This is a genomic window from Streptomyces sp. NPDC005784 (assembly GCF_042871525.1).
GTDB lineage: Bacteria > Actinomycetota > Actinomycetes > Streptomycetales > Streptomycetaceae > Streptomyces.
Genome location: NZ_JBIAIQ010000041.1, coordinates 54267 through 72171, shown reverse-complemented (window position 1 = coordinate 72171; position 17905 = coordinate 54267). Strand labels below are relative to the sequence as shown.

The 17905-nt window shown below is 71.0% G+C and carries 18 protein-coding genes; 2 read left to right on the top strand and 16 right to left on the bottom strand.

Translation table 11 applies throughout. The annotated features are described in order from the left end of the window. Positions 1-296 precede the first annotated feature (296 nt). Positions 297-875, bottom strand: coding sequence for a TetR/AcrR family transcriptional regulator (locus tag ACFYR3_RS38340; protein ID WP_355856113.1), 579 nt, complete (start codon positions 873-875; stop codon positions 297-299). A 90-nt stretch (positions 876-965) separates the two neighbouring features. On the opposite strand from ACFYR3_RS38340, the gene ACFYR3_RS38335 reads away from it, so the two are divergent. Next, a complete protein-coding gene (locus ACFYR3_RS38335) occupies positions 966-1412 on the top strand; it encodes a DUF1772 domain-containing protein (protein WP_355856116.1) in 447 nt (148 codons plus the stop codon). 118 nt (positions 1413-1530) lie between these two features. Here ACFYR3_RS38335 and ACFYR3_RS38330 read toward each other — a convergent pair whose 3' ends face one another. Both ACFYR3_RS38330 and ACFYR3_RS38325 read right to left on the bottom strand, forming a co-directional pair. Continuing rightward, entirely contained in the window at positions 1531-1677 is a 147-nt protein-coding gene (locus ACFYR3_RS38330) for a hypothetical protein (RefSeq protein ID WP_355856118.1), read from the bottom strand. Between the two features lie 587 nt (positions 1678-2264). After that, positions 2265-2675, bottom strand: coding sequence for a hypothetical protein (locus ACFYR3_RS38325; RefSeq protein WP_355856121.1), 411 nt, complete (start codon positions 2673-2675; stop codon positions 2265-2267). 32 nt (positions 2676-2707) lie between these two features. Here ACFYR3_RS38325 and ACFYR3_RS38320 point away from each other — a divergent pair, with 32 nt between their 5' ends. After that, positions 2708-3388, top strand: coding sequence for a phosphatase PAP2 family protein (locus tag ACFYR3_RS38320; RefSeq protein ID WP_389286664.1), 681 nt, complete (start codon positions 2708-2710; stop codon positions 3386-3388). 7 nt (positions 3389-3395) lie between these two features. Here the strand turns inward: ACFYR3_RS38320 and ACFYR3_RS38315 are convergent, their stop codons facing one another. From ACFYR3_RS38315 to ACFYR3_RS38255, 13 genes are read right to left on the bottom strand one after another with little or no spacing between them, the layout of a single operon-like run. Then, on the bottom strand, positions 3396-4730 hold the full coding sequence (locus ACFYR3_RS38315; protein WP_389286662.1) for a glutamate-1-semialdehyde 2,1-aminomutase: 1335 nt from the start codon (positions 4728-4730) through the stop codon (positions 3396-3398). Positions 4731-4737: 7 nt separating this feature from the next. Beyond that, on the bottom strand, positions 4738-5289 hold the full coding sequence (locus tag ACFYR3_RS38310) for a dTDP-4-dehydrorhamnose 3,5-epimerase family protein (protein WP_355856130.1): 552 nt from the start codon (positions 5287-5289) through the stop codon (positions 4738-4740). Continuing rightward, positions 5286-6527 carry a polysaccharide pyruvyl transferase family protein gene (locus ACFYR3_RS38305; protein WP_355856133.1) on the bottom strand — a complete coding sequence of 414 codons (1242 nt, stop codon included), beginning with the start codon at positions 6525-6527 and terminating at the stop codon, positions 5286-5288. Before ACFYR3_RS38305 ends, ACFYR3_RS38310 begins: the two co-directional genes overlap by 4 nt. Beyond that, positions 6524-7471, bottom strand: coding sequence for a glycosyltransferase family 2 protein (locus ACFYR3_RS38300; protein WP_389286660.1), 948 nt, complete (start codon positions 7469-7471; stop codon positions 6524-6526). Before ACFYR3_RS38300 ends, ACFYR3_RS38305 begins: the two co-directional genes overlap by 4 nt. Then, entirely contained in the window at positions 7468-8778 is a 1311-nt protein-coding gene (locus ACFYR3_RS38295) for a hypothetical protein (protein ID WP_389286669.1), read from the bottom strand. Before ACFYR3_RS38295 ends, ACFYR3_RS38300 begins: the two co-directional genes overlap by 4 nt. Before the next feature lie 5 nt (positions 8779-8783). Further along, positions 8784-10058, bottom strand: coding sequence for a DUF4910 domain-containing protein (locus ACFYR3_RS38290; protein ID WP_389286658.1), 1275 nt, complete (start codon positions 10056-10058; stop codon positions 8784-8786). Then, entirely contained in the window at positions 10055-11080 is a 1026-nt protein-coding gene (locus ACFYR3_RS38285; RefSeq protein WP_389286656.1) for an NAD-dependent epimerase/dehydratase family protein, read from the bottom strand. Before ACFYR3_RS38285 ends, ACFYR3_RS38290 begins: the two co-directional genes overlap by 4 nt. Positions 11081-11083: 3 nt before the next feature. Next, positions 11084-11731 (bottom strand): PIG-L deacetylase family protein, encoded by a 648-nt coding sequence (locus ACFYR3_RS38280; RefSeq protein ID WP_355856146.1) that lies wholly within the window; start codon positions 11729-11731, stop codon positions 11084-11086. Next, a complete protein-coding gene (locus ACFYR3_RS38275; protein WP_355856149.1) occupies positions 11728-12555 on the bottom strand; it encodes a glucose-1-phosphate cytidylyltransferase in 828 nt (275 codons plus the stop codon). The genes ACFYR3_RS38280 and ACFYR3_RS38275 overlap by 4 nt, the downstream gene beginning before the upstream one ends. After that, positions 12552-13787 (bottom strand): class I SAM-dependent methyltransferase, encoded by a 1236-nt coding sequence (locus tag ACFYR3_RS38270; RefSeq protein WP_355856152.1) that lies wholly within the window; start codon positions 13785-13787, stop codon positions 12552-12554. Before ACFYR3_RS38270 ends, ACFYR3_RS38275 begins: the two co-directional genes overlap by 4 nt. Continuing rightward, positions 13788-15059 (bottom strand): glycosyltransferase, encoded by a 1272-nt coding sequence (locus ACFYR3_RS38265; RefSeq protein ID WP_389286653.1) that lies wholly within the window; start codon positions 15057-15059, stop codon positions 13788-13790. 2 nt (positions 15060-15061) lie between these two features. Then, complete coding sequence (locus ACFYR3_RS38260; RefSeq protein ID WP_389286651.1) at positions 15062-16366, bottom strand: O-antigen ligase domain-containing protein; 1305 nt, start codon at positions 16364-16366, stop codon at positions 15062-15064. Position 16367: 1 nt separating this feature from the next. Next, positions 16368-17900, bottom strand: coding sequence for a right-handed parallel beta-helix repeat-containing protein (locus ACFYR3_RS38255; RefSeq protein ID WP_389286649.1), 1533 nt, complete (start codon positions 17898-17900; stop codon positions 16368-16370). Between the last annotated feature and the right edge of the window lie 5 nt (positions 17901-17905).

Below are 17905 nucleotides of genomic sequence, written 5' to 3'. Positions count from 1 at the left end.
CCGTACCCCTACCCCGTATTTGTAGGGCCGGGGCTCTTTCGCTGTTCGTCTACAGGCGGCCGGCGGACTTCAGGGCCAGATAGGCGTCCGCGAGGACACCGCTCCGATAGCGGTAGGGCTACCCAACCGCCAGTGGCGAAACGCGGCCGCCAACGAGCCGATTGCATCTTGAGGTTGCAGTTTCGCGGGCGGGCGTAGGGCATGGCTGGGATGCTCGCGACGGCTGCCATCCATCTGCCGGCTGAGTTGCTCGACGCGCAGCAGGGCTCTGGCTGCCCGCCTGCCGGGACGGTGTGTCAGACCACGGCGAGCCGGTCCACCAGCAGCTCCACCCTCGGCGCGGCGTCCTCCGGCAGCAGCCGTCCCGCCCGGGTCAGGGTCGCCAGGCCGTGCAGGGACGCCCAGAACACCTCGGTGAACAGCCCCGGGTGGACGCCGTCCCCGGCGACCTCGCCCAGGCTCTCCAGCAGCGCGGCGAAGGCGTCCTTGAGAGGTTCCGGGGTGTCCTCCTGTGCGTACGGGAGGCCGCCGTCGAGCTGGAAGATGGCGTCGTAGACCGCCGGGTTGCGTTCAGCGAAGTCGAGGTAGGCGCGGGCGAGGGCGGCGACCCGCTCGCGCGGGCCGTCCGCGGCGGAGGTCGCGGCCCGCACCGCCGCGGCCATCTCCGTGGCGCCCTGGAGGGCGACGGCGCCGATGATCTCCCGTTTGCCACGGAAGTGGCTGTAGAGGACGGGCTGGCTGTACTCGATGCTCTCGGCGAGCCGGCGGGTGGTGACCGCGTCCCAGCCCTGCTGCTCGGCGAGTTCACGGGCCGTCGCCACGATGAGGCGTTCGCGCTCCGCCCGTTCGCGCTGCTTGCGTTCCTGTACCGACATGATTCGATCCTAGCATCGCTAGACAATGGAGCGGCAGCAGTACTAGCGTTACTCCATCACCTAGCGATGCTATATCTAGGAGAGGTCATCATGCTCAACGCACTCGAGGTCGTCACCACCGTGATCGTCGGCCTGATGGTGGGGGTGGAGTTCTCCGTCGCCTTCGTCATGAACCCGATACTCAACGCACTCCCCGAGGACAGCGGCCAACTCGGCCATGCCCACGGGGGTCGGATGCTCGGCGCCGTGATGCCGGTGTGGTACATCGGCTCGCTCGTCCTCGTCGTGGTCTGGGCCATCGCCGGATGGCACCACCACGGCACCGGCCTCGTCGTCACCGCCGGCGCGCTGCTCATGCTCAGCGTGGTCATGTCGATCCTGCTGCTCGTCCCGATCAACAACCTGAACAAGACGTGGACCCCTGAAAACCGGCCCGCCGACTGGAAGCAGCAGCTGCACCGCTGGGAACGCTTCCACTACGTCCGCCTCGCCGTCATCATCGCCGCCTTCACCCTGCTCGTCGCCGCCCTCGCCTGAGCCCGCAGGCCGAGACCGCGCAGGTGGCGGCACTCCTCTGCTCCGCGGGCGGTAGTCGACGATTCGCACGGATCTACACCGCCTCGGAACCCAGGGGCAGCGATCCATCCGCGTTTCATTACGCGGTGGACAGATTCCAGGCCCCGGCCGAGCGAACCTGGTAGGAGCCGCGACCCGGCCACTGGAATGTGTGCTCCCCGGCGCTGCCCTCGGCCACCGTCACGCGGTGGGCGAGCCGGTCGTCCAGAGCCTCCAACTGGATCACGCTCGGTCCCTCGTACCGCAGAACACCCGGACCCGGCTCCCCTCGGTAGTGCACGACATCGGACCCGGTGCCGTTGATCTCGTCGTGGAAGCGGGGGACTTCTCGCAGTGGTGCCGGGGCCGCCGTCCACGCCTCCCGCCGCCGGCGGCAAATACCCGGAAGGTGACTGCCTTCTTCGCCTCCGGCAGCGGAATCCGGGCGGTGACGGGGGTCCAGGTCGAGGCCCGCGGGAGGGCGTCATCCACGACGCATCACAATCGCGCTTTCGGTGACGCTCCGTGGCTCCGGCACGGGAAAGCGATCCGGAACCGACATTCGCGGAGTGTCGCCCGCGAACTTTCCGGCGGCGGGCCGCCGCGGCCGCATTGTTGGTTAGGGTGACCGGTGGAGAGTGATTCCGATGCCCTTGGCCAACGTGATGGACAGGCTGGCGAGTTCGGGGTTGCACAGGCTGCCAAGTCCCGAGCGAGCCAAGTCGGACACGACGGGGATTCGTTGGTGGAGGGTCGACGCCGGCAGAAGGCCACGTCGACCAGCGTCAGTGGCGTTGGATCGCTGACCGGAGCGGGCCTGGAACTCGGCCCAGCTCAGTTCGCGTTTGACGTGTTTGCGATCTTGCTCGGTCCAGCAGTGCGCGGCCCGTACGTCTCACGACGCCGGCCATGTCGGCGGGCGGCAGCGGGCAGTTCTCTGGGGCGCGGCATCGAGCCGGCGGCGGTTGACACGGCGTCCGCCCGACAGGAGGGAAGGTGCATCGCATCTGCCGGATGGTCTGCGAAGGCGTGTGCGCATTTTCCCTTCTTGGTCATGAGCGGGGTATCCGGTTTGACCACCACCGAGTAGGGGGTCGCGGTGCGGTCGACTTCGGCGATGAAGTGCGCGCTTCCGCTGGGGTTGTAGGCGCGGATGGCGATCGGAGCTCGAAACGCGAAGCGCGCGGCGCGGGCCCGGACCACCAGGTGGGCGGCCAGTTGGCCTTTGGCGCGAAACGCCGGCAAAGCACCGCAGGCCGACCGGACGCGGTGGGCGTGTGACCGGGCGGTCGGCGTCGGAGGCGCTGCCCCCGTCGCTGCGCGTGTGGCTCGGGCCGACTGCGGTCCTCGCCGCGCTGGTGGTCGTCGTGCTCGGGGTCCTGTATGCCGACGACAGCAAGCCCGGCATGGTGGACGCGCGGATCTGGGCGGCGGTGTACGGTGTCGGGCCTCCGTGGCAACACGTCGCTCTGGCCTTGGATTTCTTGGGGGAGCCCGTGGGAGCGGCGACGCTGGTCGTGGCCGCCATGACGGGCTGCCTGCTGCTTCGGAGTGCTCGCGCAGCGGTGCTCATCGTTGCCGGGATCGGCATGACCGTGGGGACGGCGACGCTGCTCAAGTCCCTGGTGGGACGTACCATCCACGACGGGAACCTGTCCTACCCGAGCGGGCACACCGCCTTTGCCACCGCGCTCGCCCTCGTGGTGGCGCTGCTCGCGACCGGTCGGCTCGGCCTCGGCAGGACGGCCGGCACGCTGTTCGTGCTCACCGCGGCGCTGATTGCCGGCACCGCCATGGGCTGGGCGCAGGTCGCCCTGGGCGCGCACTACCCGACCGACGTCCTCGGCGGCTGGTGCACCGCGCTGGCGGTGATACCGGCGACCGCGTGGTTGGTCGACCGAATGGCTGAACGGCTGGTCGGTCGCCTGGCCGACGCCGGTCGGCGGGAGGGTCGCTGACGTCACGTCAGGCCAAGCGGCGGAATACGGGCTTCACCGGTCGTCCGACCAACCAAGGGGTGGGGTCAGCGGCGTCCAGTGCCTTCCGGTACACCGCGCAAGCCTGGGCCACCACGTCGACGGTGTGATCGATGTCGGCGTCGTCGAGCGCGCTGCTCACAACGAACGACGGGGCCAGCACCCCGCCCGCGAGGAGCCGGCTCAGGAACAGGGTGCGGTACTGCTGCGACGGCTGCCGGTTCTCGTCGAGGGTGGCGAAGACCAGGTTGCTGGCCCGGCCCCGGACGACGATGTGGTCGCCGACGCCCATGGCGGCCGCCGCGTCGCGGACACCGGCGGCCAGCCGCTCGCCGAGGGCGTGCAGCCGCGCGGTGACGCCCTCCGCGACATAGGTGGTCTGCACGGCCATCGCGGCTGCCAGGGAGTGCGTTTCCGCACCGTGCGTGGTGGACAGCAGGAACACCCGGTCGCCGGAGTGACGCAACCCGCCCAGCTCCATCAGATCGCGGCACCCGGCCAGGGCGGAGACGGCGAATCCGTTGCCCAGCGCCTTGCCGAACGTGGAGAGGTCGGGGACGACGCCGTACAGGCCCTGGGCGCCCGCTTCCGACCAGCGGAAGCCGGTGATCATCTCATCGAAGATCAGTACGCAGCCGTGCCGGTCGGCCAGCTCGCGCAGGCCGGCGAGGTAGCCGGGCGGCGGTTCGGTGTGGGTGGCGGGTTCGAGGATCAGGCAGGCGACCTCGTCCTGGTACCGGGTAAGCAGGTCCTCCGTGGCGGCCAGGTCCCCGTAGGGGAACGCCACGGTGAGCTCGTTGGTGGCCGCTGGAACGCCGGCGGACATCGGCGTGGTGCCGATGAACCAGTCGTCGACGGAGAAGAACGGATGGTCGGCGCAGATGGCCACCCGCGGGCGCCCGGTGGCGGCGCGGGCGAGGCGCACCGCGGCGGTGGTGGCGTCGGAGCCGTTCTTGGCGAACTTCACCATCTCGGCCGTCGGCACTGTGGCCAGGAAGCGCTCCGCGGCTTCGACCTCCATGATGGACGGCCGGACGAAGTTGCTGCCGCGGTCGAGTTCCCGCCGCACCGCCTCGATCACGCGTGGGTGGGCGTGGCCGAGGCTGACCGACCGTAGGCCGGAGCCGTACTCGATGTAGCGGTTGCCGTCGATGTCCCACACGTGGGCACCACGGCCGTGGCTGATGACCGGCGCAAGGTTGTCGGGGTACTGGTCGTCGCCCTTGGCGTAGGTGTGCGCGCCCCCGGGGATCATGGCGTGCAGCCGCTCGTTCGCCATCCGCGAGCGGGGGAGGAGGAGTTCTTGGGTGTCTTCGGTGGGCACGCCGACCTCAACTTTCTCTGAGCTGCAGGACCTTGGCGAGGCTCGGCGCCTCCCGGTCCCGTTGGGACATGGATGCGACCGGCAGCGGCCAGGGGATGGCGAGCTCGGGGTCGTAGAAGGCGATCGTCACGTCCTCGGCCGGATCGTGCGGGCGGTCGATCCGGTACGAGGTGTCGGCGGTCTCGGTCAGCGCCTGGAAGCCGTGCGCGCACCCCGCCGGGATGTACAAGGTCGTCTGCGTCTCGCCGGACAGCTCGAAGAAGGCCCGGTTCCGGTACGTCGGTGAGTCCGGCCGCAGGTCGACGACGACGTCGAAGATCCTCCCGTACGAGCACCGCACCAGCTTGGCCTCGCCCGCGCCGGAGCGCAGGTGCAGGCCGCGCAGCACGCCCCGGACCGAGCGGGACAGGCTGTCCTGGACGAAGGCGTCCGGGTCGAGACCGACCGAGCGGACCACGTCGGCGTCGAAGGTGCGGCAGAAGAAGCCGCGTTCGTCGGCGTACGGCGTCGGCTCGAAGAGGTACGCGCCGGTGATCTCGGGGACTTCGGTCGCTTTCATGGAGCCTTCCGTGAGGTGTGGGCGTGGCCGGTCGCCGGGAACAGGGCCGCGGTCAAGGAAGCGAACTGGTGGTCGAGTCGCCGGGTGGCGGCCAGGTTCCGCTCGGTGAGGGTCCGCCGCAGCTCGGCCGATCGCTTCTCCAGCGCACGGAACTGCTCGAGCAGCCGGTCGGCGTCGACCTCGCGCGCCGGGTGGCGGTACGCGCCCAGGCCCATCTGCGTCATGAGCGCGTCGCTCTTCGCCGCGTAGCAGAGAGCGAGTACCGGCGTACCGGTCTTCAGTGCGCAGATCAGGTTGTGGTACCGGATCGCCACCACGGTGTCGGCAGCCGCCATCTCCTTCATCAGGTCGGCAAGTGAGGTCGGCTCGGCAGCGGTGACCAGCGGCGAGTCCACCGCGTCGAGGATCGCGGCGACCACCGACGAGTCGCACTCGTCACCGGTGAGCAAGCGGACAGTCCTGCCCTCCTCGACCAGCGCGCGGACGAACCGGATCGTCCCGTCGAGGTAGCGCCGGTATATCTCGTCGGCCCGGGCGCGATCGTCGTTGCCGCCGTGGAAGTCCATGACGCCGACGCAGACCGGGCCCGGTGGGGCCGACGGGTCCGAGGGGGCGCTCGCCGGCGGCGTCGGCAGGGAGAACGCGAGGTCCGGGTAGACCTCGTCGCGCGTGGTGTCCACGCCCATCGCCCGCATCGCGTCGCGGGACTGCGCGTCCCGGTACGACCGGTAGGTGGCCAGCCGAGCCGACCAGCCCACCAGGGCACGGGTCGGCCGGTTCCCGATCGGCGCGGCGCCGACGCTGACCAGCGCCACCCGGGAGCGCAGCAGCCGGCCACTCGCGCAGAGCAGGAACAGCGCGTACGGGAAGCCCCACGGCCGCAGCGGCAGTGTCGCCTCCAGGACGCCCATGCCCGGCACGATCACCACGTCGTGCCGGCGCACCCAGGCGGCGGTGCGGAAGACGTCGACGAGTTTGCCCAGCCCCTTCGCCACGACAGCGCCCGCACGGGAGGCGGTCCGGTACTCCCCGCGGTACCAGTGCAGCCGCGTCGCAGGGATCCCGAACCGGGTCGTCACGGCCTCGGGTCCACCGCACAGCGCGTCCACGACCGCTTCCGGGTGTTCGGCGCGGAGGTAGCCGAGCACGGCTTCGAGCGATCCGTCGTTGCCGAGGTTGCCGGAGCCGAGCAGGCCGAACACCCCGACGCGCACCGGGGACCTGCCCGCGGCCGTCACGCCCGCCTCCCCTCACGGCCGGCGACGAGGGCGTCGACGGAGACGGTGACCCGGTCCGGGTCGACCGGGGCGCGGTCCTCGACCCGCTCTCCGGCGCCCGGCCGGACCCGGCTGGTCATCCACGCGGTCAGGTGGCGGTAGCACGCGCGCCGGTCGGCGGGGGACAGCGGCGCCCGCCGGATCGCCGCGACGAAGCCCCGCATGTACTCGGCGAGCAGCCGGGGCGTCGGGTGCAGCGGGCCTGCCCGGCGTGGGTCCAGGTTGACGCAGCGGGAGCGCTTGGAAGGGTTCGCCCGCTCGGCGCGCGTGGGGTGGTCGCGGCGGAAGTACAGCAGCTCCGGCACCTGGTGGAAGGCCCCGTGCAGGGTGATCTCGGCGACGAACGTACGGTCCGCGTGGTGGTAGCTGTCGAGCGGCTTCACCCGGCGCAGCATGTCGGCCCGCATCACCCCGTAGAAGTCGTCGCCACCCGGCTCGAACAGCAGACTGCGGAAGCGCTCCGGCGCGTTCGGGGAGTCGGTGGCGAGCGTGTACTCGTAGGGGACCTTCACCTTGCCGTCGCCGTCGATGACCGCCTGGCCGGTGTGCGCGAGGATCATGTCCGGCCGCTCGTCCAGCGCCTGGACGCAGCGCAGCAGCAGGTCCCGGCCGTACAGGTCGTCGTGCGAGGCCCACTTGAACAGCTCGCCGCGGGACTCGGCGAACACATGGTTGTGGTTCGGCGTGGCGCCGATGTTCCGGGGCAGCCGGAGGTACCGGATGCGTGAGTCCCGCGCGGCGTACTTGCGGCAGATCTCCTCGGTCCCGTCGGTCGAGGCGTTGTCGGAGACGACCAGCTCGAAGTCCTCGTAGGTCTGGCCGAGCAGGGCGTCGAACGACTCGGCCAGGTACTCCTCGCCGTTGTACACGGGCAGGCCGATGCTCAGCCTGGGGCGGGCGTTCATGAGGTCCTCACTTCGGGGATGGGAGTGCGGTGGCGCTCGTTCAGGGCGGACCGCAGTTGCAGCCACCACACGGCCGAGCCGCTGATGGTCGCGGCGGCGACGCCCCAGGCCGAGCCGGCCGTGCCGGCGACGGCCGCTCCGCCGAGGCCGCCGCCGATGTAGCAGGCGGAGGCGAACAACTGGCAGCGCAGGCTGCGCCGGGCCGCGCCGAGCGCGCGCAGCCCGGCCGCCGCGCCGGTGCCGAGGCCCGCTCCCGCGACGCTGAAGGTGATCTGCACGATGAGCTCCGAGGAGGAGTGCCAGACGTCGCCGAGCACCGCCTCGCCGAACCGGCCGGGCATCAGCAGCAGAGCCGCGCCCCAGAGCAGCGCGCCGGCGGCCTGGCCCCCGCCGAGGAGGAGGCAGAACCTGCCCAGTTGATGCGGGGCCTGCCGCAGCACCCGCGCCGCCTCCGGGACGGTGACCAGCGAGAGCCCCATGAGCACCGCCAGGAACGGGCCGAGCAGGAGCTCGGCGCCCCGCACCGCGCCCACCGCGCTCACCCCGACGATCGCCCCGAGGCCGTACGCCCGTAGCTGGCTCGCGCCGCTGAGGCTGACGTTCTCGACCAGGTACCGGTAGCCGAGATCGCGCTGTTCGCGCAGCCAGCCGCGCGCCTCGGTCGTCCGGGGCCGGATGCCGGACTGGATGTAGCCGTACCCCGCCGCCACCGTCGCGGACGCGCCCCAGGCGAGCACGAAAGCGGCCACGCTGCCCTCCCTGGCCGCCACCACCAGGGCCGGGACGAGCGCGACCCCCCAGACGACGTCGTTGACGAACGCCTTCCGCCCGGCGCCGGCGGCGAAGAACGAGAACCGCCAGGCGTCCTGGAGCAGCAGCCCGGGCAGCATGATCCCCAGGGCGGCGAACGCCGGTCCCACGCGGCCGCCGAGGCCGAGCCCGGCCACGAGGCACACCGCGCCGAGGGCGGCCCCGACACCGAGCGCGGTACCCGTCGACCGGCCCACCGCCCCGCGCCAGGACGTGTCCGGCACGCCGCTGAAGCGCACCACGAGCGGGTCGGTGGCCAGCCCGCGGGAGACGTTGAGCACCACGCCGTACGTCACCCAGGCGAGGCTGAACACGCCGAACGCGGTCACCCCCAGCGAGCGGGCCACGTAGATGCCCACCGCGAAGTTGCTCACGCTGGAGGCCGCCTGGTCGGCCAGTCCCCAGGACAGCCGGCCGACCATGGCCCGCTTGGCGGTCCGCAGGGTGGATCCGCCCGGGACCGCCGACGCCGTCGTCTTCTCCCCCTCGGTGGTCATCGGCGTCATGCCTTGATCAGTTCGGCGCCGCACAGGGCGTCGGCCGCGGCGGCGACGGTGTCGAACGGCAGCCCGGACCGCTCGGCGACGTCCAGCAGACTGTGCTCGCCGTCGGAGAGGCTGAGCACCCAGAGCATCGCCAGCTGGGCCTGCTTGGCGTCGCTGCGGCCGCCGAGCGAGTCGTACAGCCCGCGGCGGCCGAGCTGGGGCTCGCCGTAGGGGCTGAGGTTGACGTAGCTCCGGTTGCGGTCCAGGACGGCGAACGCCTCGCGGCACACGGCGAGCGTGTCCGCCATCGCCTCCGGGGTCACGAAGTCCGGGTTGTCCGCCGAGGTGTGGTACTCGGGGTACCCGGCGTACGGGGTCCGGCTGAGCGAGCCCACGCCGAGGTCGAACCCGGGTGAGCAGTACTGCCGCTCGTCGTACCCGTACGGGGTGAACTCGTTGACCTGGTGCGGGCGTTCGGAGGAGGCCAGCACGTGCCGCATCACCCGGTCGATCTCTGCGTCGCCGCGCCTGCTCTGCTTGTACGTCAGTTGGCCCGAGTCGCCCGCGCAGGCCAGCACCAGCCCGTGCTTGACCCGGTCCACCCGTTCCGCGTTGCGGGCCAGCCAGGTGATCGCCCCGATGGTGCCGGGCGCGTAGATGAACCGGTAGGTGTAGTAAGGCGTTTCCCGCGCCAGGGCGCGGGCCAGGAACGTCGCCACCGCGATGCCGGCCAGGTTGTCGTTGGCCAGCGACGGGTGGCAGACATGGCAGGAGACGATCACCTCGTCGGCGACCTGCCCGGGGACCACGTGCTCGGCGTAGGTGAGATGGCCGTCGGCGAGGGTTGAGTCGACGCGCACCTCGTACTCGCCGTCCGGCAGGGCGTCCAGGGTCTCCTGGGCCAGGCAGAACCCCCATTCCGGCTTGTAGTAACTGGTGCGGTACGGCACCCAGTTCGGGTGGTCGGGCAGGGTGTACAGGTGCTCGCGCAGCTCGGACAGCGGCATGGTCGCCGACACCGGCACGCTGTAGCCGAGCACGTGCAGGCTGGACGCGGCGAAGTCGACGACCCGGTTGCCCGCGGGGTCGGCGATGTACGCGTCCCGGATGTTCCACTCCTGGGGCACTGTCCAGTCGAGCACCTGGGTCCCGGTCGGCACCTCGTGCGTCTGCAGCGGGACGTACTCGCCGACGATGTCCAGGGTGGCGCGCACACCGTCTCCGGTGATGCTCCGGCACAGCGGGTACAACCGCTCCACCAGCGCGTGCATCTCCTGGCCCGCCGTGCTCATCGGCGCCACCGCAGGGTGTCGTCGACGGTGCCGGCGTCGGACGCCGCGCGCAGCACGGCAAGCCGGGTGAAGCGCTGCTCGAAGCTCTCCCGGGTCAGCCCGTGCTTCCGGTAGGCGTCGGCGAGTTCGAGCGCGCCCTGCTTCACCGTCCACTCGCAGTCGAAGCCGGGAACCGCGGCGCGGAACCGGGAGAAGTCAACCCTGTACGAACGAGGATCGGCACCGTTCTCCCCGGTGATCACCACCTTCGAGCCGGACACCGCCTCGGCGACCTGCTCGGCGATCTCGGCGACCGTGACGTTGTTGATCTCGCTGCCGATGTTGAACTCCCGGTCGTGCACCGCCTCGCGCGGCGCGGTCAGCGCGGCCGTGAAGGCCCGTGCTATGTCGGCGGCGTGCACCAGCGGGCGCCAGGGGGTGCCGTCGGAGAGCACGAGGACCTCGCCGGACAGCAGGGCGTGCCCCACCAGATTGTTCAGCACGATGTCGGCGCGCAGCCGGGGCGAGTAGCCGAAGGCGGTGGCGTTGCGCATATATACCGGGCTGAAGTCGCCGTCTGCGAGCGATTGCAGGTCTTCCTCCACCCGCACCTTGGACTCCGCGTACGGCGTCACCGGGCACAGCGGGGCGTCCTCGGTCACCAGGTCGTCACCGCCGGCGGCGCCGTAGACGGAGCAGGTCGACGCGTACAGGAAGCGCCGCACCCCGGCGTCGCGGGCCAGCCGGGCCAGCCGCACGGAGGCGTGGTGGTTGATGTCATAGGTGAGGTCCGGCGCCAGCGATCCCAGCGGGTCGTTGGACAGCGCGGCCAGGTGGATCACGGCGTCCACCCCGGCCACGTGCTCGGCCGTGACGTCGCGCATGTCCACCCGCGGTCCCGGCGGGTCGGCGGGCGTCGGGCCCAGCACGCAGTCGGCGAACAGGCCGGAGTCGAGACCGACGACCTCGTGCCCGGCGGCCGCGAGGACCGGGGCCATCACGGTGCCCAGATAGCCCTGGTGTCCGGTCAGCAGTACGCGCAAGGTTCATTCCCCCAGGTCGAGAGTGAGTTTGGAGATGTCGAACGCCTCGGCGTAGCGCGTGTGGCATTCGATGCCGCGGATCCGTGCGAGGCCGAGGAAGGCCTCCCGGTCGTACCAGGGCCGGTGCCGCTGCGAGGGGTAGTGCTCCTGCAGCAGCCGCACCTTCTGTTCGGCGGTCTCCGGCGACAGCGGCTGGTACGCCGCCGGACGGCCGAGATCGCCGTCCCACTTGACGATCTCGTAGCCGAGGACGAGGTGGTCGCGGAACGCGGTGGGCAGCAGCTTCGCCAGGCTCCGGTGATCCTGGTGGGCGTCCTCCGTGCGCGGGCCGAGGACGAGATCCGGCTCCGTCCGGGCGCGCAGTTCCTCGACCGCGCCCTTGGCCTCCTCCCAGTGCGCGGGCATCCGGCCGTCCGGCAGCTTGAGCACGGTCAGCCGCAGATCGGCGCCCGGGCAGAAGGCGCCGAGCGCGGCCTGCTCCTCCTGCTCCCGCTCGCTGCCACCGCCGGAGAGCACGAGCGCGTCGACGCGGACACCCGGTCGCGCGAGGCACAGCGTCAGCAGCGTGCCGCCGGCGCCGATGGCGATGTCGTCGCAGTGCGCGCCCACCGCGACGATCCGGTCCAGGCGCCCTGCGCCGAGCCGGATCACGCCCTCGCTCCGGCGCCGTTCCTGCCGCCGGTCGCGCTCGCCCCCGCGCCGTCCCGTTCCCACACGGCCCACGGGCGGTCGCCCCGGGTGTACGCGTCGTCGAGCGCCGCCCGCTCCTTCACGGTGTCGGTCGGCTTCCAGAAGCCGCGGTGCTGATGCGCCACCAACCGTCCGCGCTTGGCCAGTTGGGCACATCCGTCGGCGACCAGGTCCCCGTTCTCCGGTATGTGGTCGAAGACCTCCTGGCGGAGCACGAAGTAGCCGCCGTTCTCCCACAGCGGCATGTCGCTCACCGCGGTGATGCCCCCCACCAGGCCGTCCTCGCCCAGGTCCACGCAGTGGAACGACGACTGCGGCGGCACCACCATCATCGACGCACCGGCGTCGCGCCGGGCGAACCGGTCGATCATCTCCGGCAGCGGGGCGTCGGTGAGCACGTCGGCGTAGTTCGCGAGGAACATCTCGTCGCCGTCCAGATGGTGCCGCACCCGGCGCAGCCGCTCCCCGATCGGCGACTCGACACCGGTCTGCGCGAAGGTGATCGTCCAGTCGGCGATGTCGGTGGACAGCAGCTCGGTCCGCCCGCCGCGCAGCACGAAGTCGTTGGACGTCGTCTCCTCGTAGTTGAGGAAGAAGTCCTTGATGTGGTGTGCCCCGTACCCGAGGCACAGGATGAACTCCGTGTGCCCGAAGTGCGCGTAGTAGCGCATGACATGCCAGATCAGCGGTCGCGGGCCGACCATCGCCATCGGTTTGGGCACGTCGTCGGAGGTTCCGTTGCGCATACGCATCCCGTAACCGCCGCAGAACAGAACGACCTTCACGACTTGACCTCGACAATGCTCAGTTCCGGGATGGGAAAGACCAGTCGGCCGCCCCAGTCGTGAACGAAGGACAACTGCTCGACCAGTTCGGCCCGCAGGTTCCACGGGAGGACGAGGACGTAGTCCGGTCGGTCGGCGGCTATCCGCTCGGGGGGCAGGATCGGGATGCGCGTGCCCGGGGTGAACCTGCCGTGCTTGTAGGGGTTGCGGTCGACCGTGTACGCGAGCAGGTCGGGGCGGATGCCGCAGTGGTTGAGCAGGGTGTTGCCCTTGCCAGGGGCGCCGTAGCCGACGACCGTCTCGCCACGCTCGGCCGCGTCGATGAGGAACCGCAGCAGGTCCCGGCGCACCTTGGCCACCCGAGCGGAGAACTCGGTGTACCCGGAAAGCTCCTGGAGCCCGGCGGCCTTCTCCCGGTCGAGCACCTCGGCCACGCGGGCGGAGGGTTCGCCGGCCACCTCGGCGGGCCGGGCCCACAGCCGGATGGAGCCGCCGTGCGTGGGCAGCAACTCGACGTCCACGAGGGCGAGTCCGCCGCTCGCCAGCGCCCGGATCGCGGACGCGACCGTGTAGTACTGGAAGTGCTCGTGGTAGATCGTGTCGTACTGGTTCTCCTCGATCAGGGTCAGCAGGTGCTGCACCTCGATGGAGACCCAGCCGTCGTCGGCCACCAGGGCGCGCAGCCCCTGCGTGAACCCGACCACGTCGGGGATGTGCGCGTACACGTTGTTGGCCACGACCAGGTCCGCCGGGCCGTTCTCGGCGCGGACTGCCGAGCCGGTGTCAGGGGACAGGAACTCCGTGAGCGTGGGCACACCCGCGTCCCGCGCCGAGGCGCCGACGTTCACGGAGGGCTCGATGCCGAGGCAGCGGATCCCGCGGTCCACCACATGCCTCAGCAGGTACCCGTCGTTGCTCGCGACCTCGACCACGAAAGCGTCGGGGCCCAGTTCCAGCCGCTGTACGGCGTCGGCGACGAACGTACGCGCGTGCTCCACCCAGGAGGTGGAGAAGGAGGAGAAGTACGCGTACTCGCTGAACGTCTCCTCCGGCGTGATCATCGGAGGGATCTGCGCGAGCCAGCAGTCGGTGCAGATCCGCAGATGCAGCGGGTACGCCGGTTCCGGCCTGTCCAGTTGGTCCGCGGCGAGAAAGCTCTCGCACGGCGGGGTCGCCCCCAGGTCGACGACGCTCATCAGAGCCGCCGAGCCGCAGAGTCGGCATCGTGTCATCTACTTCCCCCCATCCCGCTCGCGCGGCAGTCCCCGCAGCGAGCCAGTGCTGTTGTCCCCCAACGGCGACGGGCTGTCCCCGCCGCCGGACCGACCCGCGATCGCGGTGCGGTACCCCTCCACCAGGTGCTTAAGGCCGACGGCAGGGCTGAACCCCTGCTCGTAACGGCGCCGGGCCGCCTGGCCCATTTCCCGGTTGCGGTCCTGTCCGGCCGCGATCCGGCGTATGCAGGACGCGAGCGACGCGGACTCGCCCGGCCGGTGCAGCAGGCCGGTCACCCCGTCCTCGACGAGTTCTACGAAGGCGCCGTGACCGGCGGCGACGACCGGAACCCCGGCCGCCATCGCCTCTACGACCACCAGGCCGAACGCCTCCAGCCATGTGGAGGGAGCCACCACGGCGACCGACCGCGCGATGGCCTGTCGGCACTCCGCCGTGTCATAGAGGCCGACGTACCGGACGTCGTCCCGGCCCGCCGCCCAGGCGGCCACCTCCGGCTCCAGCGGCCCCGTACCGGCGATCACGAGCGGGACGCCCACCCCGCCGTCGGCGGCCAGTTCGTCCCACGCGGCCATGAGCAGTCGCACGCCCTTGGCCTCCGCGAGGCGGCCCAGATAGAGCACGTGCTCACCGGTGTCCGTCCGGCGGATGCCCGGTTCGGGCACGAAGTTGTGCTTCACCGCCAGCCGCTCAGGCGGCATCCCCGACCGCACCAGCACGTCGCGCTGCGCCGCGGAGATGCAGAAGAAGCGCTCCACGCCGCGCCACCAGCGCTGCCGGTTGACCGACAGGCTGACCGCGAGCGGCACCGTCGCCAGCCGGGAGTTCCGGTAGCAGCCGTGCCGGACGGCGGGCAGCGGCGCGGACCCGACGCACTCGGTGCACGGCAGGCCGTCCCGCTGCAGCGTGCCGGGCGGGCAGACCTGGGTGTAGTTGTGCAGGGTGGCGACGGCGGGCACGCCGGCGTCGGTGCAGGCGGCCAGCACCGCGGGCGACAGGAGCGGGAAGACGTTGTGGACATGCACCACGTCCGGCCGCTCCGTGTGCAGCCTGGCGGCGAGCTCCGCGCGGACCGCCGGGTTCCACGGTACGAGAAGGGGTATCGCGGCCTTGCCCAGCAGGGACCGGGCGGCGATGTCGTCGCTGCGCCGTTCGAACACCTCGACCCGGTGGCCGGCTCCGCGCAGCAGCTCCACCTCCTGGTCGACGACCTTGTTCTCCCCGCTCGGCTGCGCCGAGGCGTAGCGGTTGTGCACCACGAGAACGTGCATGCTCAGGTCACCTCCGATCTCTGGGCCCATCGCGGGACGCGTCTTCGGGGGACTTCGGGCGCCGGGAGGGGAGTGGCCGCGACAGGCGCCGCCAACAGCGAGGCGGCCAGGGCCAGATGCAGCAGATACGGCGAGGCGTCGCCCAGCCCGGCCTCGGTGTACGACGCGATCGCGCAGTAGCTGATCAGGAAGATCGCGCAGGCCCTCGACAGCGACGGTGGCCGCAGCAACGCGACGCCGCCCAGCACGATGATGATCGCCGCCACCAGGGCGACGCCGGTCACACCCTGCTCGTTGTAGACGGCCAGCCAGCTGTTGTCGATCGGCAGCCCGCCGAACGACTTGTCGCCCAGGCCCGCGCCGAACAGGTACTCCGAGGTGGTCCGGGGTGCCGCCAGCAGGGCGGCCCAGACCTTGGCCCGACCGGTGAGGCTGGAGAAGTTCTCCTGGCTCTGCCCGCGCAGGAACCACGCCTGCAGCGCGGAGGCGAATCCCACCGCGGCCACGGCGGCGATCAGCACCGCCCAGACGAAGAACCGGCGGGCGGCGGCGCTGGTCAGGATGAGCGAGCCGATCGCCAGCGCCAGCCCGATGAGCAGGCCGAGGGTGGCCGTCCGGGTATGGGTCAGCGCGAGCAGGACGAGTGACGGCACGATGATCACCGCCGCACTGGCCCGGTCGGTCCGGCGCCCCAGTACGAGCAGCACGGTGAGCCCGATGATCACCGCCGCGTACTGTCCGATCTGCGGCGGGGTGAGCGGCCACAACGCGCCGACCAGCCGCCCGCCGTAGAGGTCGGGCAGGGCCGCGCCCGGTGAGATGACCAGCCCGGCGGCCACCGACCCGAGCACCGCGAAGTACATCCGGATGTGATGCCGGACGAACGTCAGGCCGCCGTCCCACCAGCGGCTGAGCAGCCACAGCGTGCCGACGAAGAGAGACAGCCGGGCGCAGCGGAACAGCGCGCCGAACCCGGATTCCAGGTTCGCGCTGGAGATCACGCTCAGCACCAGGAGCAGGGTGAGCAGGAAGACGAAGGAGCTGGCCCGGATGCGCAGCCGGACGTTGACCGCGAGCGCCAGCGCGAACGCGGCGACCAGCGCGCCCATGGTGACCATCTGGATGAGGGAGCGGGGCAGCGGGACGATGGTCTTCGCCCCGGCGGAGCCGAGCGTGTTGAGGATCAGCAGCCCCCAGACGATCCCGACGATCTTCGGTGTGCCGCCAGGGCGCGGTTCGGCGCCTGGCCGCGTGTCCGCCGGGTCCGTCCCGCCCGTCGGCCCGCCGCGCAGCGTGTTTCCGTCCATCTCAACCACCGTCCCGGGGGTCGAGGGTGCTGCCGGCGTCCTGCTTCTCGGGCGTTGACTGCCACTGCCCGAAGTCGAGCACCCGGCTCGGGTCGTGGCCGACGAACCTCCATGGTCCGACGTAGACGTTGTCGTGCCAGCGGTTGTGCTGCTTGTAGGTGATCGCGTCGGCCACCCGCTTGCCCTGGTACGGCGACCAGTCCGGATAGGTGCCGTAGTTGGCCAGCAGCGCCATTCGGTCGCACTTCACCGTGCAATCGACGACGGACTTGTCCAGCACGAAGCGGTTGTCGTGGATGTCCACCCGCTGCGTCTTCCACCGGCAGTCGGAGTAGAGGGGTGATGTGGCGATCGCCGGCTTCGCGCAGCGGTGGGTGTCCCGCACCAGCAACGTGCAGTCACCGGACGAGGTGTTGGCCGGACTGTTGCAGAACCGGTCGGCGTTCTCCCACAGGGTGATCCCGGACCAGTTGTTCTCCAGCACGTTCCGAGAGATCTCGATCTTGTCGGTGCGGGCCCGGATCCGTGGTTCGCCGCCGGACTCGGACAAGTAGATGGTCGCGTACGGGAAGGTGTCGCCGCGGTCGGCTTCCCTGCGGCCCTCGACCCAGTTGTTCCGCCGGATCAGGTTGTTGCGGATGACCGCGTTGTAGCTGGTCTCGTAGATCAGCGCGGCACCGTCGTTGGCCTCCAGCACGTTGTTCTCGATGCGGAAGTCGTTGTTGTCGGTGTCCGCCCACAGCCCGGTTCCGCGGTTGTCGTGCACCCAGTTGCCGCTCACGTCGGCGCCGTCGACGGCCCAGAACTTGATGCCTCCGGTGCAGCCGCAGCCCTCCCGCCGCCGCTCCCAGTCGCCGGTGTTGTTGCCCACGATCTCGTTGCCCTCGACCACCAGGCCGGTGATGCGGCCGGTGCCCTTGTACGCGTTCATGCCGTACTGGCCGTTGTCGCGCAGGCAACTGGCGCGGACCTGCTGGCGGGCACCGGCCATCAGCCCGGCGCCGGAGTTGTCCTGGATGGTCGCGTGCTCGATCAGCCACCCGTCGGCCGAGTCATGGTTGACCACGCCCTCGTCGGGCGGTGCCACGAAACGTTGCACGGTCAGGTAGCGGATGGTGACGTCGCGGGCGCTGCCTCCGAACGCGTACTGGTTCTTCTTCCGGCCGTCGAGCACCGCTCCCGGCGCACCGAGGTAGCGGTCCCCCTTCTTGGGGATGACCTGGGCGTAGCGGTCCGGTTCGAGCCGGTGCTTGCCCGGTCGAAGCCAGAACGTGGTGTTCGGGGGGCTGTTCTTCGTCTTCGCCGCCAGGTCACCGACCACCTTGGGGTCGACCGTCACCGCGCCCGCCGGTGCCTTCGCCGGTCCTGCCGCGGGTTCGGCGCACACCCGGGCCACGGACCGGGCCGCGGTCGTGGATGGCGCGGCCTTCGGCTCCGCCCCGGCGCCCGACGTGCTCTCACAGCCGGTCGCCGTCAGCAGGGCCAGCGCCAGCGGTGCCGCCGCCAACGCCCAGTGCCGCCTCTTGATCCCCACCCGCC